Source organism: Streptomyces sp. NPDC102402, assembly GCF_044765765.1.
Classification (GTDB): domain Bacteria; phylum Actinomycetota; class Actinomycetes; order Streptomycetales; family Streptomycetaceae; genus Streptomyces.
Genome location: NZ_JBIWKR010000021.1, coordinates 15,907 through 36,958 on the forward strand (window position 1 = coordinate 15,907; position 21,052 = coordinate 36,958).

General features: G+C 71.3%; 18 protein-coding genes. 13 read left to right on the forward strand and 5 right to left on the reverse strand.

Features of this window, described 5'->3' with window-relative positions; translation table 11 throughout:
* From ACIRJR_RS34045 to ACIRJR_RS34080, 8 genes are read left to right on the forward strand one after another with little or no spacing between them, the layout of a single operon-like run.
* Window positions 1-1,140, forward strand: coding sequence for an MCE family protein (locus ACIRJR_RS34045; RefSeq protein ID WP_403788082.1), 1,140 nt, complete (start codon window positions 1-3; stop codon window positions 1,138-1,140).
* Complete coding sequence (locus tag ACIRJR_RS34050) at window positions 1,137-2,273, forward strand: MCE family protein (RefSeq protein ID WP_403788084.1); 1,137 nt, start codon at window positions 1,137-1,139, stop codon at window positions 2,271-2,273. The genes ACIRJR_RS34045 and ACIRJR_RS34050 overlap by 4 nt, the downstream gene beginning before the upstream one ends.
* The gene (locus ACIRJR_RS34055; RefSeq protein ID WP_403788086.1) at window positions 2,273-3,520 is read left to right on the forward strand and encodes an MCE family protein; all 1,248 of its coding nucleotides are present in this window, start codon (window positions 2,273-2,275) and stop codon (window positions 3,518-3,520) included. Before ACIRJR_RS34050 ends, ACIRJR_RS34055 begins: the two co-directional genes overlap by 1 nt.
* Window positions 3,517-4,038, forward strand: a complete 522-nt coding sequence (locus ACIRJR_RS34060; protein WP_403788088.1) for a hypothetical protein — start codon at window positions 3,517-3,519, stop codon at window positions 4,036-4,038. The genes ACIRJR_RS34055 and ACIRJR_RS34060 overlap by 4 nt, the downstream gene beginning before the upstream one ends.
* Window positions 4,035-4,628 carry a hypothetical protein gene (locus ACIRJR_RS34065; RefSeq protein ID WP_403788090.1) on the forward strand — a complete coding sequence of 198 codons (594 nt, stop codon included), beginning with the start codon at window positions 4,035-4,037 and terminating at the stop codon, window positions 4,626-4,628. Before ACIRJR_RS34060 ends, ACIRJR_RS34065 begins: the two co-directional genes overlap by 4 nt.
* A 13-nt stretch (window positions 4,629-4,641) precedes the next feature.
* Complete coding sequence (locus tag ACIRJR_RS34070; RefSeq protein ID WP_403788092.1) at window positions 4,642-5,172, forward strand: nuclear transport factor 2 family protein; 531 nt, start codon at window positions 4,642-4,644, stop codon at window positions 5,170-5,172.
* A gap of 37 nt (window positions 5,173-5,209) precedes the next feature.
* Entirely contained in the window at window positions 5,210-5,974 is a 765-nt protein-coding gene (locus ACIRJR_RS34075; protein ID WP_403788094.1) for a hypothetical protein, read from the forward strand.
* 20 nt (window positions 5,975-5,994) lie between these two features.
* The gene (locus ACIRJR_RS34080) at window positions 5,995-7,236 is read left to right on the forward strand and encodes a lytic transglycosylase domain-containing protein (protein ID WP_403788096.1); all 1,242 of its coding nucleotides are present in this window, start codon (window positions 5,995-5,997) and stop codon (window positions 7,234-7,236) included.
* Between the two features lie 4 nt (window positions 7,237-7,240).
* Here ACIRJR_RS34080 and ACIRJR_RS34085 read toward each other — a convergent pair whose 3' ends face one another.
* Window positions 7,241-8,302 carry an ATP-dependent DNA ligase gene (locus ACIRJR_RS34085; RefSeq protein ID WP_403788098.1) on the reverse strand — a complete coding sequence of 354 codons (1,062 nt, stop codon included), beginning with the start codon at window positions 8,300-8,302 and terminating at the stop codon, window positions 7,241-7,243.
* A gap of 94 nt (window positions 8,303-8,396) precedes the next feature.
* On the opposite strand from ACIRJR_RS34085, the gene ligD reads away from it, so the two are divergent.
* Window positions 8,397-9,407 (forward strand): non-homologous end-joining DNA ligase, encoded by a 1,011-nt coding sequence (gene ligD / locus ACIRJR_RS34090; RefSeq protein WP_403788227.1) that lies wholly within the window; start codon window positions 8,397-8,399, stop codon window positions 9,405-9,407.
* Window positions 9,404-10,483 carry an ABC transporter permease gene (locus tag ACIRJR_RS34095; protein WP_403788100.1) on the forward strand — a complete coding sequence of 360 codons (1,080 nt, stop codon included), beginning with the start codon at window positions 9,404-9,406 and terminating at the stop codon, window positions 10,481-10,483. The genes ligD and ACIRJR_RS34095 overlap by 4 nt, the downstream gene beginning before the upstream one ends.
* 14 nt (window positions 10,484-10,497) lie before the next feature.
* Here the strand turns inward: ACIRJR_RS34095 and ACIRJR_RS34100 are convergent, their stop codons facing one another.
* Both ACIRJR_RS34100 and ACIRJR_RS34105 read right to left on the reverse strand, forming a co-directional pair.
* Window positions 10,498-12,735 carry an OmpL47-type beta-barrel domain-containing protein gene (locus tag ACIRJR_RS34100; RefSeq protein ID WP_403788102.1) on the reverse strand — a complete coding sequence of 746 codons (2,238 nt, stop codon included), beginning with the start codon at window positions 12,733-12,735 and terminating at the stop codon, window positions 10,498-10,500.
* Window positions 12,732-15,233, reverse strand: coding sequence for a ThuA domain-containing protein (locus ACIRJR_RS34105; RefSeq protein ID WP_403788104.1), 2,502 nt, complete (start codon window positions 15,231-15,233; stop codon window positions 12,732-12,734). Before ACIRJR_RS34105 ends, ACIRJR_RS34100 begins: the two co-directional genes overlap by 4 nt.
* A 231-nt stretch (window positions 15,234-15,464) precedes the next feature.
* Between ACIRJR_RS34105 and ACIRJR_RS34110 the strand changes: the two genes are divergently transcribed.
* Window positions 15,465-16,454, forward strand: a complete 990-nt coding sequence (locus tag ACIRJR_RS34110; RefSeq protein WP_403788106.1) for a multicopper oxidase domain-containing protein — start codon at window positions 15,465-15,467, stop codon at window positions 16,452-16,454.
* 6 nt (window positions 16,455-16,460) lie between these two features.
* Here ACIRJR_RS34110 and ACIRJR_RS34115 read toward each other — a convergent pair whose 3' ends face one another.
* A complete protein-coding gene (locus ACIRJR_RS34115; protein ID WP_403788108.1) occupies window positions 16,461-18,641 on the reverse strand; it encodes a DEAD/DEAH box helicase in 2,181 nt (726 codons plus the stop codon).
* Between the two features lie 188 nt (window positions 18,642-18,829).
* On the opposite strand from ACIRJR_RS34115, the gene ACIRJR_RS34120 reads away from it, so the two are divergent.
* Together ACIRJR_RS34120 and ACIRJR_RS34125 are read left to right on the forward strand one after the other, a co-directional pair.
* The gene (locus ACIRJR_RS34120) at window positions 18,830-19,618 is read left to right on the forward strand and encodes a VOC family protein (protein WP_403788110.1); all 789 of its coding nucleotides are present in this window, start codon (window positions 18,830-18,832) and stop codon (window positions 19,616-19,618) included.
* A 108-nt stretch (window positions 19,619-19,726) separates the two neighbouring features.
* Window positions 19,727-19,981 (forward strand): WhiB family transcriptional regulator, encoded by a 255-nt coding sequence (locus tag ACIRJR_RS34125; protein ID WP_403788112.1) that lies wholly within the window; start codon window positions 19,727-19,729, stop codon window positions 19,979-19,981.
* 33 nt (window positions 19,982-20,014) lie between these two features.
* Here the strand turns inward: ACIRJR_RS34125 and ACIRJR_RS34130 are convergent, their stop codons facing one another.
* A complete protein-coding gene (locus ACIRJR_RS34130; RefSeq protein WP_403788114.1) occupies window positions 20,015-20,905 on the reverse strand; it encodes a chitosanase in 891 nt (296 codons plus the stop codon).
* Between the last annotated feature and the right edge of the window lie 147 nt (window positions 20,906-21,052).

Genomic DNA, 21,052 nt, shown 5'->3' on the forward strand with positions numbered 1-21,052 from the left:
ATGAGACGCACCCGCATCATCGGCATCGGAGCCGGGCTCGCCGTCGTGGCCGTGGCCGTCGGCTCGGGCGTGGCGGCCATGGACCAGGAGGGCACGACCACCGTCACCGCCTACTTCGACCGGGCCACCGGCGTGTACCCCGGGTCCGACCTGCGGATCCTCGGGGTGAAGGTGGGCACCGTCGAATCGGTGCGACCGCGTGGCGAGGAGGTCCGGGTCACCCTGCGCCTCGACAAGGGCGTGGAGGTCCCCGCGGACGCGCACGCCCTCGTCGTCGCCCCGAGTCTCGTCGCCGACCGGTACGTCCAGCTCGCTCCCGCCTACACCGGGGGAGCGCTTCTGGAGGAGGGCGCCGTCCTCCCCGCGGCGAACAACGCCACGCCCGTCGAGGTGGACCAGCTCTACGAGTCGATCACGGAACTCTCCACGGCACTCGGACCCGACGGGGCCAACGCCGACGGCGCGCTCTCCGGACTCCTGGAGACCGGATCCAAGAACCTCAAGGGCAACGGCGAGGCCATCGGGGACTCCATCGAACAGTTCGGCAAGGCGACGAAGACGCTCGACAAGAGCAGCGGCAACCTCTTCGACACGCTGTCCTACCTGCAGACCTTCACCACCATGCTGAAGGAGAAGGACACCGACGTGCGGACCGCGGAGCAGCAGCTCAACTCCGTCACCGGCTTCCTCGCCGACGACAAGGAGAACCTCAGCGCGGCGCTGAAGGAACTCGGCACCGCGCTCGGCAAGGTCAAGACCTTCATCCAGAAGAACCGCGGCGCCCTCAAGGAGAACGTGGACCTCCTGGTGCCGCTCACCCAGACCCTGGTCGACCAGCGCGCCTCACTCGCCGAATCCCTCGACACCCTGCCGCTCGCGGCGGGCAACGTGCTCAACGCCTACGACCCGGCCAACCGCACGCTCAACGGGCGCACGAACCTCAACGAACTGTCCATGGGCGGTCCGCTCCTCGAATCCACGCCGGCGACCGCCGGCATCGAGGGCCTGGCCCCGGTGGACCCCGGCCGCCGGAAGGCCTTGCCCGTCCTGCCGCTGCCCGCCGTGGGCACCGTCTACGGCACCCCGGCCGACCCGCGGAAGAGGACCGGCACGGGCGAGAAGAAGGAGGCGGCCCGATGAGCCCCGCCCTGCGCAGACCCGGCACCCGCGTGGTCGCGGGACTCGGCGCCCTGGTCGCCACCGGCGTCTGCTTCGCACTCGTCGTCACGACCACCGGGCTGCCGTCGTTCCCCGGCATCGACCAGATGCCGCTGCCCGGCGGAGCCGACCTCGGCGACGACCCGTACGAGATCACCGCCGAATTCGGAGACGTCCTCAGCCTCGCGCCGCAGTCGTCCGTCAAGGTCAACGACGTGGCCGTCGGCCGGGTCACCAAGATCTCCCTCACCCCGGGCAGCTGGACCGCGAAGGTCACCATGCGGGTCAACGGGAAGATCAGGATGCCGGCCAACGCCTACGCCCACCTCGAACAGTCCAGCCTCCTCGGCGAGAAGTACGTCCAGCTCTCACCGCCCGCCGACGGCACGGCCCGGGGCTCGCTCTCCGACGGTGACCGGATCCCGCTCGTCCGCACCAACCGCAACCCCGAGGTCGAAGAGGTCTTCGGCGCCCTGTCCATGCTCCTCAACGGCGGTGGCGTCGCCCAGCTCAAGACCATCACCACCGAGCTGAACAAGGCACTGGCCGGACGGGAACCCCAGATCCGCTCGATGCTGGACCGCGTCGACACGCTGGTCACCGACCTGGACACCCACAAGGAGGACATCACCGACGCGCTCGACGGGGTGAACCGGCTGGCCGCCACCCTCGCCACCCGGAAACAGGACGTCGGAACGGTGCTCACCGGACTCAGCCCCGGCCTGAAGGTCCTGGAGAAACAGCGCGGATCACTGCTCACCATGCTGCGCTCACTCGACACGCTCTCCACCGTCGCCGTCGACACGGTCGACAGGAGCAAGGCCGACATGATCGCCGACCTCAAGGCCCTCGCCCCCACCCTCACCGCGCTCGCCGACTCGGGGAACGACCTCCCCGACTCCCTGCAGGTACTGCTCACCTACCCGTTCACGGACGAGGTGCTGCGCGGTGTGAAGGGCGACTACCTCAACGTCTACCTGGACGTCACCGCGATGCCCGGCACACAGATCATCCCCGCCCTCACCCCGCCGACGGCCGGCAGCCGCACGTCAGGCCGGGCGCTGCCCCTGCCGCTCCCCTCGGTCACCCCGTCCGGAACGGAGGGAACCCGCTGATGATCACCCTCGCCACCCGGCTCAAGAACGTCGCCTTCCTGATCATCGCGGTGCTCGTCCTCGGCTATCTCGGGGTCCGGTACGCAGACCTCGGCCACTACGTCGGACTGCGCGGCTACTACACCGTCAAAGTGCAACTTCCGCAGACCGGGGGCCTGTTCACCCACTCCAACGTCACCTACCGGGGCGTCTCCGTCGGCAGGGTCGGGCCGATCGACCTCACCGACGACGGCGTCGAGGCCGAACTGCGCATCGAGAACGACGCACCCCCCATACCCGACAGCCTGCACGCCGTCGTCGCCGGCCTCTCCGCCGTCGGCGAGCAGTACGTCGACCTCCGGCCCACCCGCGACGACGGCCCGTTCCTGGAGAACGGCTCGGTCATCGACCAGGCCGACACCACGATTCCCGCGCCCGTCACCGACGTACTCACCAGCGTCAACGACCTCACCGCTTCTGTCGACACCGAGGCCCTGCGCACCGTCGTCGAGGAGTTCGGCGCGGCGTTCGAGGGGCGCGGTGACGACCTCCAGGTCCTGCTCGACACCGGCAGCGAGTTCGTCGACGCGGCCGACGAGGCCCTTCCGACCACCACCAGACTGATGGCCGACGGGGAGACGGTGCTGCGTACCCAGGCCGAACAGGGCGAGGCGCTCAAGGGATTCGCCTCCGGAGCCGAGGAACTCGCCGCGGAGCTCAAGGGATCCGACACCGACCTGCGCCGGCTGATCGCGACGGCGCCCGGTGCCACCGCCCAGATCAGCGGGCTCCTGCGCGACCTGGAACCCGGCTTCGGAGTGGTCGTCGCCAACCTCCTCACCACCTCCGAGGTCGCCGTCACCCGGCAGCGCGGGCTGGAGGAACTCCTGGTGAAGGTGCCCGCGGTCGCGGCTGCCGGAGCGAGCATCATCGACGAGGACGGTGATGCCCGCTTCGGGATGTCCGTCACCTTCTTCGAGCCGTTGCCCTGCACCGCCGGATACGGCTCCACCACCTACCGCCCCGGCAAGGACCTCTCGGCGGCACCGGCGGTCAACACCAAGGCGCGCTGCGCCTCCCCGCCGGGCAGCGGCATCAACGTCCGCGGCAGCGCCAACGCCCCCGGCGGTGGCGGCGTCCCGGAGCCTGCGGAACCCGGCTCCCTGCGCACAGGGCCCTCCGTGGCCGGGCTGCCCGAAGCCGGCGCAGACACCGAGCCGACGGCCGACGGCATGGCCGGGCTGCTCGGACTGGGAGGTGGCGAGTGAACGCCCGCACCAAGAGGCTGAGCGGCTGGGCCTGTGTGCTCGGGGCCGTGCTGGTCTGCGCGTTCGGCGGCTGGTCCTACGCGCAGGCACGCGGCGACGACACCCTGGCGTACGCCGAGGCACGTGACGCCGCGATGGCCGACGGCAGAAAGAACCTCGCACGGCTGAGCAGCATGGACGGCAGCGACGCCGCGAGTGTGAGGACCGGACTCAGCGCCTGGCTGTCCGCCTCCACGGGCCCGTTGCACGACCGGCTGGAGAGCACCCGGAAGAAGGACACGGCCGAGCTCGCCGAGGACGGGGCCACCGCGCGCGGCAAGGTCACCGACGCGGCCCTCACCGCCCTCGACCGACGCGCCGGCACGGCCGCGCTGATCGCCACCGTCGACGTCGAGGTCACCCCGCGCGCCGGCAAGGGCGGCACCGAGCGCAAACGCTTCGAGGCGTCCCTGGCCCGCACCGCGGACGGCTGGAAGATCAAGGCACTGGACGCGATACCGGTCGGGAGCGGCGGATGAAGCGGACCGGAGGGACCACGATCGAGGACATGCCCCCGGCCCCGGAGCCGGACGAGGACGCACGGGACGAGGGCACCCGCCCGGAACCGGGCAGGGCCTGGCGCCGTGCTCTCGTGCCGGTCCTGGTCACAGCCCTGCTGGCCGCCGGCGCCGGTCTCTTCGTCACGGCGCGCCACCTGCGGGACACCCCCGCCGCCTCGAACCGTGCGCTGACCGACACGACGGAGACGACCCGGGTCGCGGGCGACGTGAGCAGCGCCCTGGGCAAGGTCTTCTCGTACAACCCGAAGTCCACCGCCGTCACCCGGGAAGCGGCGGAGCGCCTCCTCGCGGGCAAGGCGCTGCGGCAGTACGCGGCGCTGTTCGGCCAGGTCGAGAAGCAGGCCGCCGACCAGAAACTCACACTCACCTCGCAGGCCGTACGGGCCGGGGTCACCCGGCTCGGCACCCGCAGCGCCCACCTCCTCGTCTTCCTCGACCAGGTGTACGAGCGCGAGGGGAAGGCGCCCACCACGGCGGGGGCGCAGCTCTCGGTGACGGCGGAGCTGCGCGGCGGCCGCTGGATCATCGTCGACATCACCTCCAGGTAGGGGAGAGGCACCAATGGCACGGGTACGGACCACGAGGAACCCGCTGGTGGTGGCGGCGATCGCGCTGACGGTCGCGGCGGCCGGCGCGGCGGCCTGGGGCGGGTGGTCGCGCTACGACGCGGCGCACGACGGATCGGCGGCCTACGCCCAGGCCCGCGACGACGCGTTGGCCGCGGGGGAGCAGGCCGTGCAGAACATGAACACGCTCGACCACGCACGGGTGGAGAAGGGGCTCGACAGCTGGGAGGACTCGACCACCGGCGACCTCCACCGGCAACTCGTCGACGGGCGGGACGCGTTCGTCAAGCAGATCGAGGCGGCCAGGACCGTCAGCACCGCCAGGATCCTGTCGGGCGCGGTCACCGAGCTCGACGACAGGGCGGGCAGGGCGGGGGTGATGGTCGCGCTCCGCGTCACCGTGACCGCCCCCGAGGGGGAGCCCGCGGTCAAGGAGAGCCGGATGCTCGGGCAGCTCACCCGCACCCCCGAGGGGTGGAAGCTCAGCGCCCTCGGACAGGCGCCCGTCGGCAACACCGCCGGCTGAAACCGCCCGACCGCCCCGCTCCGAGAGGACCACCGACATGTCGACGACCCGACACCTCGTCAACCGCCGCCGCCGGCTCGCCACCGTGGCATCGGCCCCGGCCCCGGCCGCCCCGCGCACGGCCCCGGTGGAGGAGACCGAGCCCACCGATGCCGTCGCGGCCGAACCGGAACCCGCCGCGGACCACATGCCTGACGGCGCCGTGGAGTCCGCCGACGCCTCCTCGCACGAGTCCGCCGACGAGGAGGAACCCGCCGGGGACGAAGGCCCCCGCAGCAGACCGCCCCGCGTCCGCGTCCGGCTCCCGGCGGCGCTCTGCGCGGCCACCGTCCTCCTCGGTGCCTTCGCCGCCTGGGCGTTCACCTCCGCCGCGACACTCCGGGACGAACCGGCCCGGCAGAACACCGCCCTCACCGACATCAGCCGGACCAGCGAGGTCAAGGGCCAGATCACCGAGGCCGTGGGTGCCGTCTTCTCGTACACGTACGCCTCGCCGGGGAAATCGGACCTGGCCGCGCGGAAGTACCTGACCGGCAAGGCGGTCCAGCAGCACGAGGACATGCTCGCCGAGGTACGGGCGCAGGCGCCGAAGCAGAAGCTGGTGCTCACCACGACCGTCACCGAGAGCGGCGTCGAACAGCTCGACGGCGACCGGGCCCGGCTGCTGGTCTTCGCCGACCAGAGCAACACCCGTACCGGCAAGGAGGAAGAGACCACGTACGCCGCCGCCATGTTCGCCGTGGACGCCGTTCGCCGCGGTGACACCTGGCGGATCGCGGCCATCGATACGTTCACGCGGTGACCCAGGAGAGGAGAGGACACATGAGGTTCGACGGAACCATGCGACGCGGGCTCGCCGGTACGGCGACCGCGGTAGCCGCCATGGCGGCGCTCACCGCGTCCCAGGCCCCGGGGCTCGCGGGCGGCGCCGCCGCGGACGACATGAAGAACGTGGCATCGGACGACGTCGTCTGGACCGAGGTGCCCAACGACGACAGCTACCACACGGAACTGCCCCCCCTGCGGTCACCGGAGCCACCGGCACCCACCGGGGCGAAGAAGCCCGGCCCGGCCGTCGTGCGGTCCTGGGCCGAGGCGGGCATCCCCGCCACCGTCCTGGCCGCCTACCGCGACGCGCAGAGCGCGCTCGGCCGCAGCGACCCCGGCTGCCGCCTCCCCTGGCAGTTACTCGCGGCCATCGGCAAGGTGGAGTCCGGCCACGCGGGCGGGGGACGGGTGGACGCCGCCGGCACCACCCTCACCCCGATCCTCGGCCCCGTGCTGAACGGCGCGGGCTTCGCGCACATCCCGGACACCGACGGCGGTGCCTACGACGGCGACGCCACCTACGACAGGGCCGTCGGGCCGATGCAGTTCATCCCGTCCACGTGGGCGCACTGGGGCAAGGACGGCAACGGCGACGGGCGCAAGGACCCGAACAACGTCGTGGACGCCGCGCTCGCCGCCGGCCACTACCTCTGCGCCGCAGACCGGAACCTGTCCGTGCGGGCGGATCTGGACCGGGCGGTCCTCAGCTACAACCACTCGGACACCTATCTGCGCACGGTCCTGTCCTGGCTGGACTTCTACCGCAAGGGCGTCCACTCCGTCGCCGACGGCAAGGGCGTCATCCCCAAGAGCCCCGGAGCGGGTGGCCCCCGCGCCCCCCAGGCACCGGTCGGAGGGCCCGGCAGCCCGAGTGACCCCGGTCAGGGTGGTGGCGGCATCATCGTCGGCCCGCAGCCCACCGGCACACCGACGCCCTCCACCTCGCCTACCCCGACCCCCACGCCGACGGAGTCCGGCAGCCCCGGACCCACCCCGGACCCCACGGACCCCGGACCCACCCCCGATCCCACCGGCACCGGCCCCACCCCGGACCCGACGACGACCCCGGACCCGACCACCACGCCGGACCCGACCCCGGACCCGACCACCACCCCGGACCCGACCACCACCCCCGACCCGGAACCAGGCACCACCGGCCCGGGCTGCCCCACCCCGTCGGCGGAGCCCGACCCCACGGCTCCCACGGACGGACCCTGCCCCACCCCGACCGCCTGACGGGTCAGCCGGCGTCGAGCACCTCGGACAGGTCGTACCGCACCACTTCCTCCAGCTGCGCGTAGGTGCAGCCGCCGGGGGTGCGGTCCGGCCGCCACCGCCGGAACTGGGTGGTGTGGCGGAAACGGTCGCCCTCCATGTGGTCGTACGCCACCTCGCAGACCCGCTCGGGCGCGAGCGCCACCCAGGACAGGTCCTTCTTGCCCGACCAGCGGCTCGGAGCGCCCGGCAGCCGTGACCCCTCGTGCGCCGCCGCGTCCGCCCAGGCAGCCCACGGGTGATCCGCGGGGTCGATGCGCAACGGGTCGAGTTCCTCCAGGAGTTCGGCACGCCTCTTCATGGTGAAGGCCGCGCACACGCCCACGTGCTGCAGGGCGCCCTCGGCGTCGTAGAGGCCGAGCAGCAGCGAGCCGACCACGGGTCCGCTCTTGTGGAAGCGGTACCCCGCCACCACGCAGTCGGCGGTCCGCTCGTGTTTGATCTTGTACATGGAGCGCACGTCCGGGCGGTACGGAAGGTCGAGCGGCTTGGCGACCACTCCGTCGAGCCCCGCGCCCTCGTACCGCTCGAACCACTCCCGCGCGAGGGCCTGGTCCGTGGTGGACGGGGCGAGGTGGACGGGCGCCGACGCGCCGGCCAGCGCACCCTCCAGGACGGTCCGCCGCTCGCTCTGCACGGTCGTGAGCAGGGACGTGTCGTCCAGGGCGAGGATGTCGAAGGCGACGAAGCCCGCCGGGGTCCGCTCGGCGAGCGTCCGCACCCGGGAGTCGGCCGGATGGATCCGCTCGCTCAGCCGGTCGAAGTCCAGCCGCCCCTCGTACGGCAGGACGATCTCGCCGTCGACCACACAGCGCGGCGGCAGATTCTCCCGCACGGCGGAGACGACCTCGGGGAAGTAGCGGGTGAGCGGCTTGCCCGTCCGGCTGCCGATCACCACCTCGTCGCCGTCCCGGTGCACGATCGCCCGGAAGCCGTCCCACTTCGCCTCGTACTGCATCCCGGGGGGAATCGCGGACACGGACTTGGCGAGCATCGGCTTCACAGGGGGCATCACCGGCAGGTCCATGAACCGATTCTCGCCCGGCCCCGGGCGCACGTCCTCCGATATGCGGCATATGTGGGCCCGGCCTACGGTGTCCGACATGGGAGCAGGAGCAGCGGTGGAGCTGGACGTGGACGGACGCGCCGTACGGCTGTCCAACCCGGACAAGGTGTACTTCCCGGAGAAGGGCTACACCAAGAAGGACGTGGCCGACTACTTCCAGGCCGTGGGGCCCGGAATCCTCCGCGCCCTCCGCGAGCGTCCCACCACCCTCCAGCGCTTCGTCGACGGGGTCGAGGGCGACTTCTTCTACCAGAAGCGGGCGCCGAAGAACCTCCCCGACTGGACCCCCACCGCCCGGATCGAGTTCCCCAGTGGCCGGCACGCCGACGAGATGTGCCCCACCGAGCTGGGTGCCGTCCTCTGGGCAGCCAACCTGGGCACCCTGACCTTCCACCCCTGGCCGGTGCGCAGGGCGGACACCGACCACCCCGACGAACTGCGCATCGACCTCGACCCGCAGCCCGGCACCGGCTACGCCGACGCCGTGACCGCGGCGCACGAACTGCGCTCGGTCCTGGAGGACCACGGGCTGCGCGGCTGGCCCAAGACCTCCGGCGGGCGCGGCATCCACGTCTTCGTCCCGATCGTCCCCGAGTGGACGTTCACCCAGGTCAGGCGCTCCGCCATCGCGGTGGGGCGCGAGCTGGAACGCCGGATGCCGGACCGGGTGACCACGGCCTGGTGGAAGGAGGAGCGGGGCGAGCGGATCTTCGTCGACTACAACCAGACGGCCCGCGACCGCACCATCGCCTCCGCCTACTCCGTGCGCCCCTTCCCGCACGCCCCGGTCTCCGCCCCACTGCGCTGGGAAGAGATCGACGACGCCGAGCCCCGCGACTTCGACCTGAGGTCCATGCCCGCGCGGTACGCCGAGGTGGGCGACCTGCACGCCGACATGGACGACCACGCCTTCCGGCTCGACCAGGTACTGGAACTGGCGCGGCGGGACGAGCACGAACACGAGCTCGGCGACCTGCCCTATCCGCCGGAGTACCCCAAGATGCCGGGCGAGCCGAAGCGCGTGCAGCCCAGCCGTGCCCGCCACGACACCGGTGAGGACGCGTGAGCCCCGACGACGGGACGGAGCCTCCCGCCCACGGCGCGCACGGAAGGCCGCCCACGCGGGCCGAGAAGTGGGCCTCGTACAAGCAGTCGCCGTACGTCCCCGCCTTCGTGCTGCTCTTCATCCTCGCCGCCGCGGCCGGACTCTTCGCCGGCTCCTACACCTACACGATGGCCGACCCGACGCCGCGCCGGATCCCCGCCGCCGTGGTCAGCGGCGTCGGGGACCGGGGCGGGAAGGAGTTCATCGCGGGGATGGAGAAGGCTCTCGACGCCTCCCTCCAGCTGCACCCGTATGCCACCCGCGGCGCGGCCCGGCTGGCCATGGAGGAGCAGAAGGTCTTCGTGACCGTGCGGCCGGGGAAGGGCGGGGTGGCCATGGACATCGCGGGGGCCGGCGGGGCCACGGTCGCCCAGCTGCTCGCCGAGACCGGCGCGAAGGTCGCGAAGGCCACCGGGGTCCCCGTGACGATCACCGACGTCAAGCCGCTCCAGCAGGGCGACCCGCGCGGGCTGGCGCTCTTCTACATCTCGCTGGCCGCCGTCATCATCGGCTTCGTCGGAGCCATCCAGCTCAGCGTCCACGCGCGGGCGCTCGACCCGCTCGAACGGATCGGCTTCACCCTCGCCTACGCCCTGCTGGGCGGCTTCGCGATCGCCGCGGTGGTGGACTGGCTGATCGGCGCGCTGGACCTGCCGTTCGTCGAGTCCTGGCTGATCCTCGCGTTCACGATGTTCGCGTCGGGCATGGTCTTCACCATGTTCAACACCATCATGGGGCGCTGGGCCATGCTGCCCACCTGGGGGCTCATGGTGCTGCTGGGCAATCCGTCGTCGGGCGGGGCGGTGTCCTGGCCGCTGCTGCCCTCCGCACTCGGGCACATCGGGCGCTGGCTGCCTCCGGGCGCCTCGGTCAACGCCCAGCACACGGCGGTCTACTACCAGGGCCACCAGTACGCCTTCCCGTTCCTGGTGCTGGCGGCCTGGGCGCTCGTCTCCTGCACGGTCTTCTGGGTGTGGCGCCACCGGCACCCCGGAGGCCGCGGCCGCATGCCGGAGCATGCGGCCGCGGCCTCCTGAGCGCGCGCTCCTCCCTACAGCTCCTTGATGCGGATGTCGCGGTAGGAGATCACGTCCGTGGTGCTGTGGACCTGGAGCCCGATGTAGCCGGAGGCGTACCGCCGGCCGTCGGTACCCGGGTCGTCGCCCCGCGGCGGCTCGAAGAGCTGACCACCGGCGTTGTCGAACTCGTTGATCAGGACACCGTTGCGGTAGACCGAGTAGTGCTGGTCCACGACCTTGACCTCGTAGTCGTTCCAGGTGCCCTTGGGCGTGACCCCGGCGCCGCCGAGACCGACCCGGTCGAAGCCGTACAGGGACCCGGTCTTGTACATGTCGCCGTCGGGACGGTCGTTGACCTGGATCTCATGGCCGTACTTGATGGCGACCCACTCCGGACGGGACTCCTCCGGGTGGTCGTGGACGTCCGGGAAGCGGACGAAGACTCCGCCGTTGGCGTTGCCCGCGCCGGGAGCGTCGTCCCGCCACTGGAGCTTCAGCGAGAAGTCCCCGTACTGCCGGGACGGGAACCACAGCATCCCCATGCCGTCCACGGTGGTGGAGCTGGTGATCGAGCCGTCCTCCGTGTTCAGCCCGAACTTCCCGCCGCCGACCTGCTCCCACTTGGCGAGCGAGGCGGCGGTGCCGTCGAACAGCTTGCGGTAGCCCTCGTCCTGGCCCGGCTCGCCGATCCCGGACTGCTTGGCGGCCCTGTAGATCTTCTTGTGCTCACGGGCGTCGACGACCCCGTCGGCGAGCAGCTTGTCCAGGACCTTGTCGACGTGCTTGAGGAACAACGCGTGCGAGGACCAGTCCTTCTCGTCCTCGATCAGCTCGTTGACCGTGCAGCGGTTGCCGGTGAGCCGGTTGGGGACACCCGTGTCGACCGTACCGACGATCACGGTGAGCCGTACGTCGTACTCCGGGCAGTTGGGTGCCGGGACACCGCCGCTCTCCGCGATGGTGAACGAGGACTGCTTCGCCTCGGAGGTGTTGCCGGCCTTGTCCGTCGCCCGGTGGGCGAACGTGTGACGGCCGACGCGGTCGACGATGACAGGGGAGGAGTAGGCGAGGTACGGGCCCCCGTCCAGGGAGTACTCGATCTTGTCCACGCCCGAGTCCGCGTCGGTCGCCTTGACCGTGGCCTCGGCGCTGGTGATGAACGCGCCGTCCGAGTTCTTGTCGCCCGACACCACCACGGAGGTCTCCGGCGGCGTCTTGTCCTGGGACGGCGGTTCGACGACGGTGAAGTCGACGGACTTCTCCGCCGCCGCGTTGCCCGACTTGTCGGTGGCGCGGTAGCGGACGGTGTGCGTCCCGACCTCGTGGACCATCACGGGCGCGGTGTACGCCGTCCAGGCGCCGTCCGCCCCGATCGCGTACTCGATGGTGTTGACGCCCGACCCGGTGTCGGACGCGGTCACGGTGACCGTGGCCATACCGAGGTAGGCACCCGCGTCGTCCTTCTCGCCGGACACCGTCGCCGAGGTCTCCGGCGGTGTCTTGTCGTCGGTCGGAGGCGCGGCGACCGCGAACTCGGCGGACTTCTCCGCCGCCGCGTTGCCGGCCTTGTCGGTGGCGCGGTAGCGGACGGTGTGCGTCCCCACCTCGTTCACCACGACCGGCGCGGTGTAGGGCTGCCAGGCGCCGTCCGCGCCGATCGCGTACTCGACGGTGTCGACACCCGACCCCGCGTCGGTCGCCGCCACGGTGACGGTCGCCTGGCCGATGTACGCGCCGTCGGCGTTCTTGTCGCCGTCCACGGTCGCCGACGTCTCGGGAGCGGTGGTGTCCTCGCCGCCGCCCCCGTCCTCGGTGACCGTCAGGATGCCCTGCATGGAGCCGTGGCCGGGAATCGTGCAGTGGTAGAAGTACCGGCCGGGGGTGAGGGTGACCTCGACGCTGTGCTTGCCGCCCTCGCTGTCACTGGGGTTGGCCAGGATGTTGACCGGGACGTCGTTGTTGAACTCCGGATCCGACACGCTGAACGTCAGCGTGTGCGGCATGCCCGTGGTGTTGCCCGTGGCCGCGCTGTTCTCGAAGACGATGGTCGCGGCTCCGGCCACGGCCGTCTTCGGTGCCGTCAGGTAGTGGTCGATGGGGTCGCCGGCGGTCCAGTTCAGCACCTGGTCGGCCGCCGCGGCGCGGTCGTCGTCCCGTCCGTAGGCGGCGGTCGACGCCAGTCCGAGGACCATGACGAACGAACCGAGCAGGGCCAGCCACCACCGGGCGGGCCCGTACCGCCGTCGCGCGAGGAGTGAAGGGTGTCTCACTGCGCTACCGCCTTCCTGGCCAGGTCCGCGGCGGCCGGGGTCGGACCGCCGCCCTTGTACGTCACGCGCCACAGCGCGGACTTGGAGTCGGAGGTGAAGAAGCCGCGCCCGTAGTCCAGGACGTAGAGCGAGCCGTCCGGGGCGAACTTCCAGTCCATCAGGTTGCGGATGCCGTCCGCCCCCACCGGAATGATCTTCTTCAGGGACTCGGCGTGCGTGGGCAGACCGCCCTTGCCGACCGTCTTCGGGTCGGTCAGCACGGCGTGGCGCGGCTGGGTGTCGTCGTAGAAGTCACCGACGAACCACTTGCCGTCCCAGTACGCCGGCCACTTGGCCTCGCTCGTGCTCGACGCGTCGTAGCGGTAGACCGGGCCGTTCATCGTGGCCTGGCCGCCGCCCTTGAGCCAGGGCAGGAGCTGCTTCTGGTCCTCCACCTTGTAGCTCGGGATGCCGTCGGCGTCGCGCGGGTAGTCGACGCCGCCGCCCTGGGGGGAGTACCAGATGGTGTTGCCGGTCACCGGCGGGATCTTGACCAGGCCGTCGTTGTTCGGCGACTCGTTCTTCGGCGCGTCGCAGTCGTACCAGCCGAGCGGCTTGGAGGGGTCGGGCAGGTTGCGGTCCCGGTAGGGCTGCTTGTTGCCCATGCAGTACGGCCAGCCGTGGTTGCCGGCCTTGGTGATCGCGGCGAACGTGTCGTACTTGGCGGGACCCCAGGTGGTGCTCGGGGCGCCGGCGTCGGGGCCGACCCAGCCCGCGTACAGGGTGTCCGTCGACGTGTCGACGGAGATGCGCGCGGGGTTGCGGACGCCCATCACGTAGATCTCGCCACGGGTCTTGCCGCCCCCCTCGTCCGGCTCCTCGCCGGTGAAGAGGTTGCCGGACGGCAGGGTGTAGGTACCGTCGTCCTCGGGGTGGATCCGGAGGATCTTGCCGTTGAGGTTGTTGGTGTTGCCCGCGGTGCGGCGGGCATCGGCGAACGACACGCCCTTGTAGTTCGGCTCCGGGTTGTTGCCCGAGTAACCGTCGCTGAATCCCGAGGAGTTGTTGTCACCCGTGGCGATGTACAGGTTGTCCTTCGAGTCCCAGGCCATGCCGCCGCCCGCGTGACAGCAGCTGTGGATCTGGACCGGCCAGTGCAGCAGCACCTTCTCGGACGCCAGGTCCAGCTTGTTCGTGGCGTGGTCGAAGGTGAAGCGCGAGACCTGGCGCACCGCCATCTGCTTGTCGCGGTCGATCTTCGCGTGCGGGGTGTAGTGCAGGTACACCCAGCCGTTGGTGGCGAAGTCCGGGTCCAGTTCGATCCCGAGCAGGCCCTCCTCCACCTTGACCAGCTCGTCGCCGCCGCCCTTGTTGCCGAAGACGCTCAGCTTCCCGGCGAGGGTGACCTTCTTGGTCGCGGGGTCGTAGACGTGGATCTCGCCCTCGCCCTTGCCGACGTTCGGGTCCTTCCAGTCGGTCACCACCGGCACACTGCTGTCCGCGCCGCCGCGCCCGATGTAGAAGACCCGTCCGTCCTTTGCCGTGACCAGGCCGTGCGGTTCGCCGATCTGGTCGTTCTGCCCGGGCTGGTTGGGCTGGGTGAGCCGCTCGGCCGTGTAGTTGGAGTCGATCGTGGCCTTGCAGTCGGCCTGCGAGATGCGGCTCGTCCAGGCCAGCGCGCCGCGCAGGTGGTCGCGGAAGTCGGTCTCCGCGAAGCTCGCGGCCGTACCGCCCATGGCGGTGTAGAAGGACCGGCCGCCGTCGTAGTCACGGCACCAGGAGACCGGGTGGTCCCAGCCGTTGGCGCCGGCGCCGGGGGAGTAGGTGATCTCGCGGACCCGGGCCACGGTGTGTACGTCGCCGGACGGGTTGTCCTTCCAGTTCAGCCACTTGTCCGGGTGCTTCCACTCCAGCGGGAGGTTCTTCGTCGCCGGGTGCCGCCGGTCGCCGATCTCGACCGTCGCGCGCTGGACGCCCGTCGGGCTGTCCGCGGCGGGGCGGGCGCCGACCAGCCCGGTGAACCAGTCCGAGTACGGCTCGGTGCGGGCCGCGTCGTGGATGCCGAGGAAGCCGCCGCCGGCCTCCATGTAGGCCTCCAGGCCCGCTTCCTGCTCCGGGTCGAGGACGTCGCCGCCGCCGGTCAGGAAGACGACCGCGTTGTACTGGCCGAGCTTCTTCCCATGGGTGAAGACCCCGGCGTCGTCGGTGGCCACGGTCTTGAACCGCCCGGTCTCGGGGCCGCTGAGCCCGATCTTCTCCACGGCGGCGATGCCCGCGTCGACGGTCGGCGACTCCTCGCCCGCCGAGGCGTGGAACACCAGCACCTTGACGTCGGCCCCGCCGGGCGGCGTGGGCAGGGACAACGTTGTCGCGATCCGTTCCTTCAGCCCCGGATCCGGATAAGGGCTCGCGGTGGCCGCGTTGCCGCTGCCGAGCAGGGACGCGGTCAGGCCGCCGACCGCCACGACCGCCGCGATTCCGCGGCGCGATCTGGACCTGTGATGTGGTGTGCGCTGCATGTGGTCACCCACCCCTCTGGGTCACTTCTCCGGTCACTTCTCTGTCATCGCACCTCTGCGGTCACGTCGACAGCGCACGAAGCTAGACCTCTTTTCGTGACTCGCCAATAGGTATGGCAGCAATCGAACGAACTTTGTCCTGAGTGTGGATAAACGCCGACGCCCCGGCTACGGTGTGGGCCGTCCAGGGCAGCAGCGCGTCAGTTTCCTTCACGCAGTGGGGAGTTCGACATGGACCGAAGGACCTTCAACCGCCGGATGCTGGTCGGCGGGTCAGTGGCGGCGGCGACCGGCGTGACATCGATGTCACTCGGAGCGGTGCAGGCGACCTCCGCGGAGAACCCGGCCAAGACGGCCCCGGCGGGAGGCGCCGTCCGCCATCTCAAGCTGTACGCCGAGACCTTGGCCGACGGGTCCATGGGATACGGCTTCGAGAAGGGCAAGGCGTCGGTCCCCGGTCCGCTCATCGAGATCACCGAGGGCGACACGCTGCACATCGAGTTCGAGAACACCACGGACGTCGATGCCAGCCTCCACGTCCACGGCGTCGACTACGACATCGCGAGCGACGGCACCCGGATGAACCGGAGCCACGTCGAACCCGGCGGAACCCGCACGTACACCTGGCGCACCCACGCCCCGGGGCGTCGCAAGGACGGCACCTGGCAGGCGGGCAGCGCGGGTTACTGGCACTACCACGACCACGTCGTCGGCACGGACCACGGAACGGGCGGCATCCGCAAGGGCCTGTACGGACCGCTCGTCGTGCGCCGCAAGGGAGACGTCCTGCCGGACAAGACGATCACGATCGTCTTCAACGACATGACCATCAACAACAAGGCGGCCCACGAGAGCCCGAACTTCGAGGCCACCGTGGGGGACCGGGTCGAAGTCGTCATGATCACGCACGGTGAGTACTACCACACGTTCCACATCCACGGGCACCGCTGGGCCGACAACAGGACGGGACTCCTCACCGGCCCCGACGACCCCAGCCGTGTGGTCGACACCAAGATCTGCGGGCCCGCCGACTCCTTCGGCTTCCAGATCATCGCGGGTGAACACGTGGGAGCCGGTGCCTGGATGTACCACTGCCACGTCCAGAGCCACTCCGACATGGGAATGGCGGGCCTGCTGCTCGTCGCCAAGGCTGACGGCACGGTCCCGGGGTACGACCCGCCGCACCACGCGGCGGGTGCGGCGGAGACCCACGAGCACTGAGGGCGGTCACACCTCGGCGGCGAGCCGCCGCTGCTCCTCCTCGACGATGCGCCGGGCGAGGGCGCCGTCCGACACGTCGACGGCGTCCGGCGTCGCCTCGGCGACGTCGCTGCGGCGTGCGTAGGCGTCGAAGAGCCGGTCCTTGCGCGCCAGGATGTCCAGCATCCGCTGGTCCACGCTGTCCGTCGCGAGGAGCCGGTGGACCCGCACACTCCGTATCTGCCCCATGCGGTGCGCCCGGGCCACCGCCTGGTGTTCCATCGTCGGCTTGATCTGAGGCTCGCACAGGATGACGACCGAGGCGGCCTGGATGTTGAGACCGACGCCGCCGGCCTGTATCTGGCTCAGCAGCACCGCGTGTCCGTCCACCGCCCCGAAGGAGTCGACCAGCTCCTGTCTGCGCGCGGCCGGGAGCCTGCCGGAAACGGGACCGAACACCCCTTCGCCCAGGGCGTCCTGGACTGTCCGGAGGACTTCACGGAAATAGGAGAACACCACGACCTTGAGCCCGTTTTCCGCGGCCTCCGTGACGAGTTCGCGCAACCGGATCAGCTTCGCCGACGTCTCGGGGCGGGCGTACGCGGCCCGGCGCATCCGCATGAAGTGCCCCGAGGCGACCGCCTCGCGGTAGGCCCGCAGGTCGGCCGGGGAGAACTCCTCCCACTCGTCGGCCTGTACCAGCGCGGGGAGTTCACCCAGGACGTCCGCCTGGTTGCGGCGCAGATAGGCGGGGGCGACGGCCCTGCGGAAGGCATGCGAACCGGCGACGCCGTGCGTGGAGGTGACGAGCGGTGCCAGCTCGGGCCGCAACTGGCGCACCAGGCTCCGGAACTCCTCGACCCGGTTCTCCATCGGTGTGCCGGTCAGGAACAGCACCCTGTCGGCGTGCCCCGTCCAGCCGCCGACGGCCCGGGAGCGCCGGGTCGCGGGGTTCTTCACGAAGTGGGCCTCGTCCACCACCACCATGCCGGGCCTGACCCCGCACGCGGGTCCCTCCGGCAGTGTGGACAGCGCGTCGAAGGTGGTCAGCGCGACTCCGCCCCGCTCACGCCACTCGCCGAAGGCCCCCAGGCGCTCAGGACCGTGTACGGGCACGGCCCGCAGGGTGGAGCGGGCGGCGATCTCCCGCCGCCAGTTGATCAGGACGCTCGCCGGGCACACCACCAGGAAGTGGGTCTCGCCGCCCGCGGCGAGGTGGGCCAGGGCGGCGATGGCCTGCACGGTCTTGCCGAGCCCCATCTCGTCCCCGAGGATCACCCGTTTCTGGGCCAGCGCGAAGCGCGCTCCGAAGGACTGGTAGCCGCGCAGCGAGACCCGCAGGCACGTGTCGTCGAGCCGGAGCCCGCGGACCCGGTCGGCGATCCCCGCCGGCAGGAACCCCTCGGCCGCGTCCCGGTCCGGTCCGCTGCCCGACAGCTCGGCCAGCAGGCTGTAGTACTCGGCGGAGCGCAGCTCGAAGTCGACCCATGCCTCCGCCTCCGACACGGGACCCCGCAGCAGATCGACGGAGACCTGCCCGAACAGCGTCCTGAGGTCCCGCGCCGCCGCTTCCCGGGCCACCGCCCGCAGGGAGGTGACGGCGGCCTGGACGCGGGCGCCGGCCTCCCGCCGCACGAACAGCATCCGCAGCCGGCTCCGCGCCGGAGCGGCCACTGCGAGGAGCGGTTCCAGCTCGTCGGCCAGACGCCGGGCCGCGTCGACCGCCCTGCGTACGTCGGGGCCGCCCTCCACCAGCCGGTGGAGGGCGACGAGCAGCGCGGTCGTGGTCGCGTCCGACGCGTCCACGTCTATCCGTACGGCGACGGTGTCCCGGACCGCGTGCGCGATCTGCCGCGCGGCCGCCAGCGCCTGGTCCGCAGTCTGGGCCCCGACCCCGGGGATCTGGCGGAGCTCGTAACGCCCGGCTCCGTGGACCCGGCCCACCGTCGCGTACTCCGCCTGCTCCAGCGCGCCGAGCCGCAGCCTGCCCTCGGTGACGTCCGCGAGCCGGGAGACGGGGATGGAGGCCAGTTCGGCGTCCACCAGTGCGTCCAGAGCGGGGGCGAGCGCGGCACGCGCGGCCTCGACGGCGCCGCGGTGGTCGTCCAGCACCGCGCGGGCCGTCGCGGCCAGCGCCTCCGCGCTGTCGAGCAGCTCACGTGCGGCCTTTCCCGTGGGCGCCGCGCCCGTGGGTCCTGCCTGCGTCATCTACGTCCTTCTGTCCCCGCCATGCGGCCCCGCCGCGACCGGGCCCATCGTCCCACGCGCCCGGGCCCGGCCCGCACGCCACGGCGCGAACTGCGGTTGTCAGTGCCTGGTGCAAGACTCGGAGAAGTGCGTCATCTCCCTGTCCGACAAGACGAGCGAGACAACGGGACTCGCCGAAGGAGCACACCATGCTCGACCCCGCATTCGTCACCGGCGCCCCCAACTGGATCGACCTCGGCACCCCCGACCTCGACGCCGCCACGACGTTCTACAACGGTCTCTTCGGCTGGGAGCTGGTGCCCGGCGGCCCCGAGACCGGCGGCTACGGGATGTATCAGCTGCGGGGCAGCACCGTCGCCGGAGTCATGACCGTGCCCGAGGACCAGGGGAAGCCGGCCTGGTCCGTGTACTTCCGGACCCCCGACGCCGACGCCACCGCACGGACGGTCGAGCAGGCCGGCGGTCGCGCGATGTTCCCTCCGATGGACGTGCTCGACTACGGGCGCATGGGCGGATTCACGGACAGCACCGGCGCGTACTTCGGCGTGTGGCAGCCCGGGACGAACACCGGACTCGGCATGATCATGGAGCCGGGCGCGCTGGTCTGGTCCGAGCTGTACACCCCGGACGTGCCGGCGGCGGCCGCGTTCTTCCACACGGTCTTCGGATGGCGGACCGAGGCCATGACCTACCCCAGCGGTTCCTACACGACGATCAGTCCCGCCGACGGTGAGAGCGCCGACTCCGCCTTCGGGGGAATCGTCCCGCTCGACGGCTCGCCCGCTCAGACGGCGGCGGGACCGCACTGGCTGCCGTACTTCGCGGTGGACGACGCCGACGCGACGGCGTCGGGGGCGGAACGCCTGGGCGGCCGGGTGACGATGGAGGCCACCGACGTGCCGGAGGTCGGCCGGATCGCCACCTTCACCGACCCCGCGGGAGCGGCCTTCGCCGTCATCAAGCCTGCTCCGATGTAGTGCGCGGCCGGGGGACACCGGGCCGGCCGGGAGAGCGGGATCCCTGCCGGCCCCGCTGTTGAACGGTCGTTGATCACTTGTTTATCGCGACCGGGCACCGTGTGCCTCATGCCGACCAACACCATGACCGACGAGCTCGCCTGGCAGGAGACCGCGTTGTGCGCGCAGGCCGGGCCCGAGTTCTTCTTCCCTGCTCCGGGCAGCTCCACCCGCGAGGCCAAGCAGTTGTGCAACGCCTGCGAGGGCAGGGTGGCCTGCCTGGAGTACGCCCTCGCCCATGACGAGCGCTTCGGAGTCTGGGGCGGGCTCTCCGAGAAGGAGCGGGAGCGGCTGCGCAGAGTCGCCAGGTCCGAACGGCGGTGAACACCGCGGACCGGGTGCGTCGACGCGTTCCGGTCACGCGATCCGGAAGGTCTCGCCGTACACCTGCCACACCAGGGGCTTCCTCAGCCCGAGGTTGCCCTCGCGGAGGAACACCCGTTGTTCCGTGTCGATGCGGGTCGTGTCGCGCTGGACCTTTCGAGCCCTGATCGCCGACCGGTTCGCGTCGAGGAACGCCTCCAGGTACGCGACCTCGTCGCCGCCCTCCGCGGACGTGTCCGCCGACTCCATCGCGGCGTCGCGGATGCCGTAGAAGCCGTCCGCCCCCACACCCGGTCCGTGCAGCACCATCGCGTCGTAGTAGACGAACTGCCCCAGGGTGCCGAGGCCGTCCAGCTTCGCCAGGCGCACCGCGGGCTCGAAGTAGAGCCGGTCGCGGGTCGCGTCCTGGGCCTCACGGAACGCGGGGTCCTCCGCGGCGCGGTGCCAGGCGTCGGTGAAGCCCGGATCGAGCCCCTCGTGGGAGTCGGTGCCGTCCACCGCGCGCAGGGCGGGGAGGAACGGGGCCAGCGGGTTGTCCGGGGCGTCGTCGGTGTAGGACTCCACCAGCTGCAGCATGTCGTTCGTACCGGAACAGAAGCCGATTATGCCGGCGGTGTAGCCGGCGCCGTCGCCGATGTCCTCGATCGCGCCGTACCGGCTGCGCCAGTCCAGGGTGGACGCCTCCGCGCTGGCGACCAGCCGGGACGCGGTCTCCTTCATCGCGGGGGAGGCGAGGCCCGGCGGCAGCGCGTCGATCTCCTCGTCGCGCTCGTCGTCCTGCTCGGCCGCTTCAGGCTTCGCCGTGCCGGCCTTCCCGGCGCCTGCCGCCTGCGGAGTGACCTCAGGCGGCTCCGAGTCACCACCGCTGAAGAGGATCGAAGCGGCGATGGCAATCGGCGCACCGAAAAGAACAAGACGTGTCACAGGTTTCACCCGGCACAGAGTACGTTCTGTGAAGCTGTGGGGTCAGCCCGAGCGTGGAGTGGCGGGGGGGGGGGGGGGGGGGGGGGGGGGGGGGGGGCGGGCGGCGGGGCGGGGGGGGGGGCCCCCCGCCGCCCCCCAGCCACGGCA

Bases quoted from the DNA above. Each gene is read 5' to 3' on its own strand.
- ACIRJR_RS34120 (WP_403788110.1), top strand. From the start codon at position 18,830: ATGCTCGACCCCGCATTCGTCACCGGCGCCCCCAACTGGATCGACCTC.
- ACIRJR_RS34075 (WP_403788094.1), top strand. From the start codon at position 5,210: ATGTCGACGACCCGACACCTCGTCAACCGCCGCCGCCGGCTCGCCACC.
- ACIRJR_RS34110 (WP_403788106.1), top strand. From the start codon at position 15,465: ATGGACCGAAGGACCTTCAACCGCCGGATGCTGGTCGGCGGGTCAGTG.
- ACIRJR_RS34065 (WP_403788090.1), top strand. From the start codon at position 4,035: ATGAAGCGGACCGGAGGGACCACGATCGAGGACATGCCCCCGGCCCCG.
- ACIRJR_RS34055 (WP_403788086.1), top strand. From the start codon at position 2,273: ATGATCACCCTCGCCACCCGGCTCAAGAACGTCGCCTTCCTGATCATC.
- ACIRJR_RS34125 (WP_403788112.1), top strand. From the start codon at position 19,727: ATGCCGACCAACACCATGACCGACGAGCTCGCCTGGCAGGAGACCGCG.
- ACIRJR_RS34045 (WP_403788082.1), top strand. From the start codon at position 1: ATGAGACGCACCCGCATCATCGGCATCGGAGCCGGGCTCGCCGTCGTG.
- ACIRJR_RS34070 (WP_403788092.1), top strand. From the start codon at position 4,642: ATGGCACGGGTACGGACCACGAGGAACCCGCTGGTGGTGGCGGCGATC.
- ACIRJR_RS34085 (WP_403788098.1), bottom strand. From the start codon at position 8,302: ATGGACCTGCCGGTGATGCCCCCTGTGAAGCCGATGCTCGCCAAGTCC.
- ACIRJR_RS34105 (WP_403788104.1), bottom strand. From the start codon at position 15,233: ATGCAGCGCACACCACATCACAGGTCCAGATCGCGCCGCGGAATCGCG.
- ACIRJR_RS34115 (WP_403788108.1), bottom strand. From the start codon at position 18,641: ATGACGCAGGCAGGACCCACGGGCGCGGCGCCCACGGGAAAGGCCGCA.
- ACIRJR_RS34050 (WP_403788084.1), top strand. From the start codon at position 1,137: ATGAGCCCCGCCCTGCGCAGACCCGGCACCCGCGTGGTCGCGGGACTC.
- ACIRJR_RS34080 (WP_403788096.1), top strand. From the start codon at position 5,995: ATGAGGTTCGACGGAACCATGCGACGCGGGCTCGCCGGTACGGCGACC.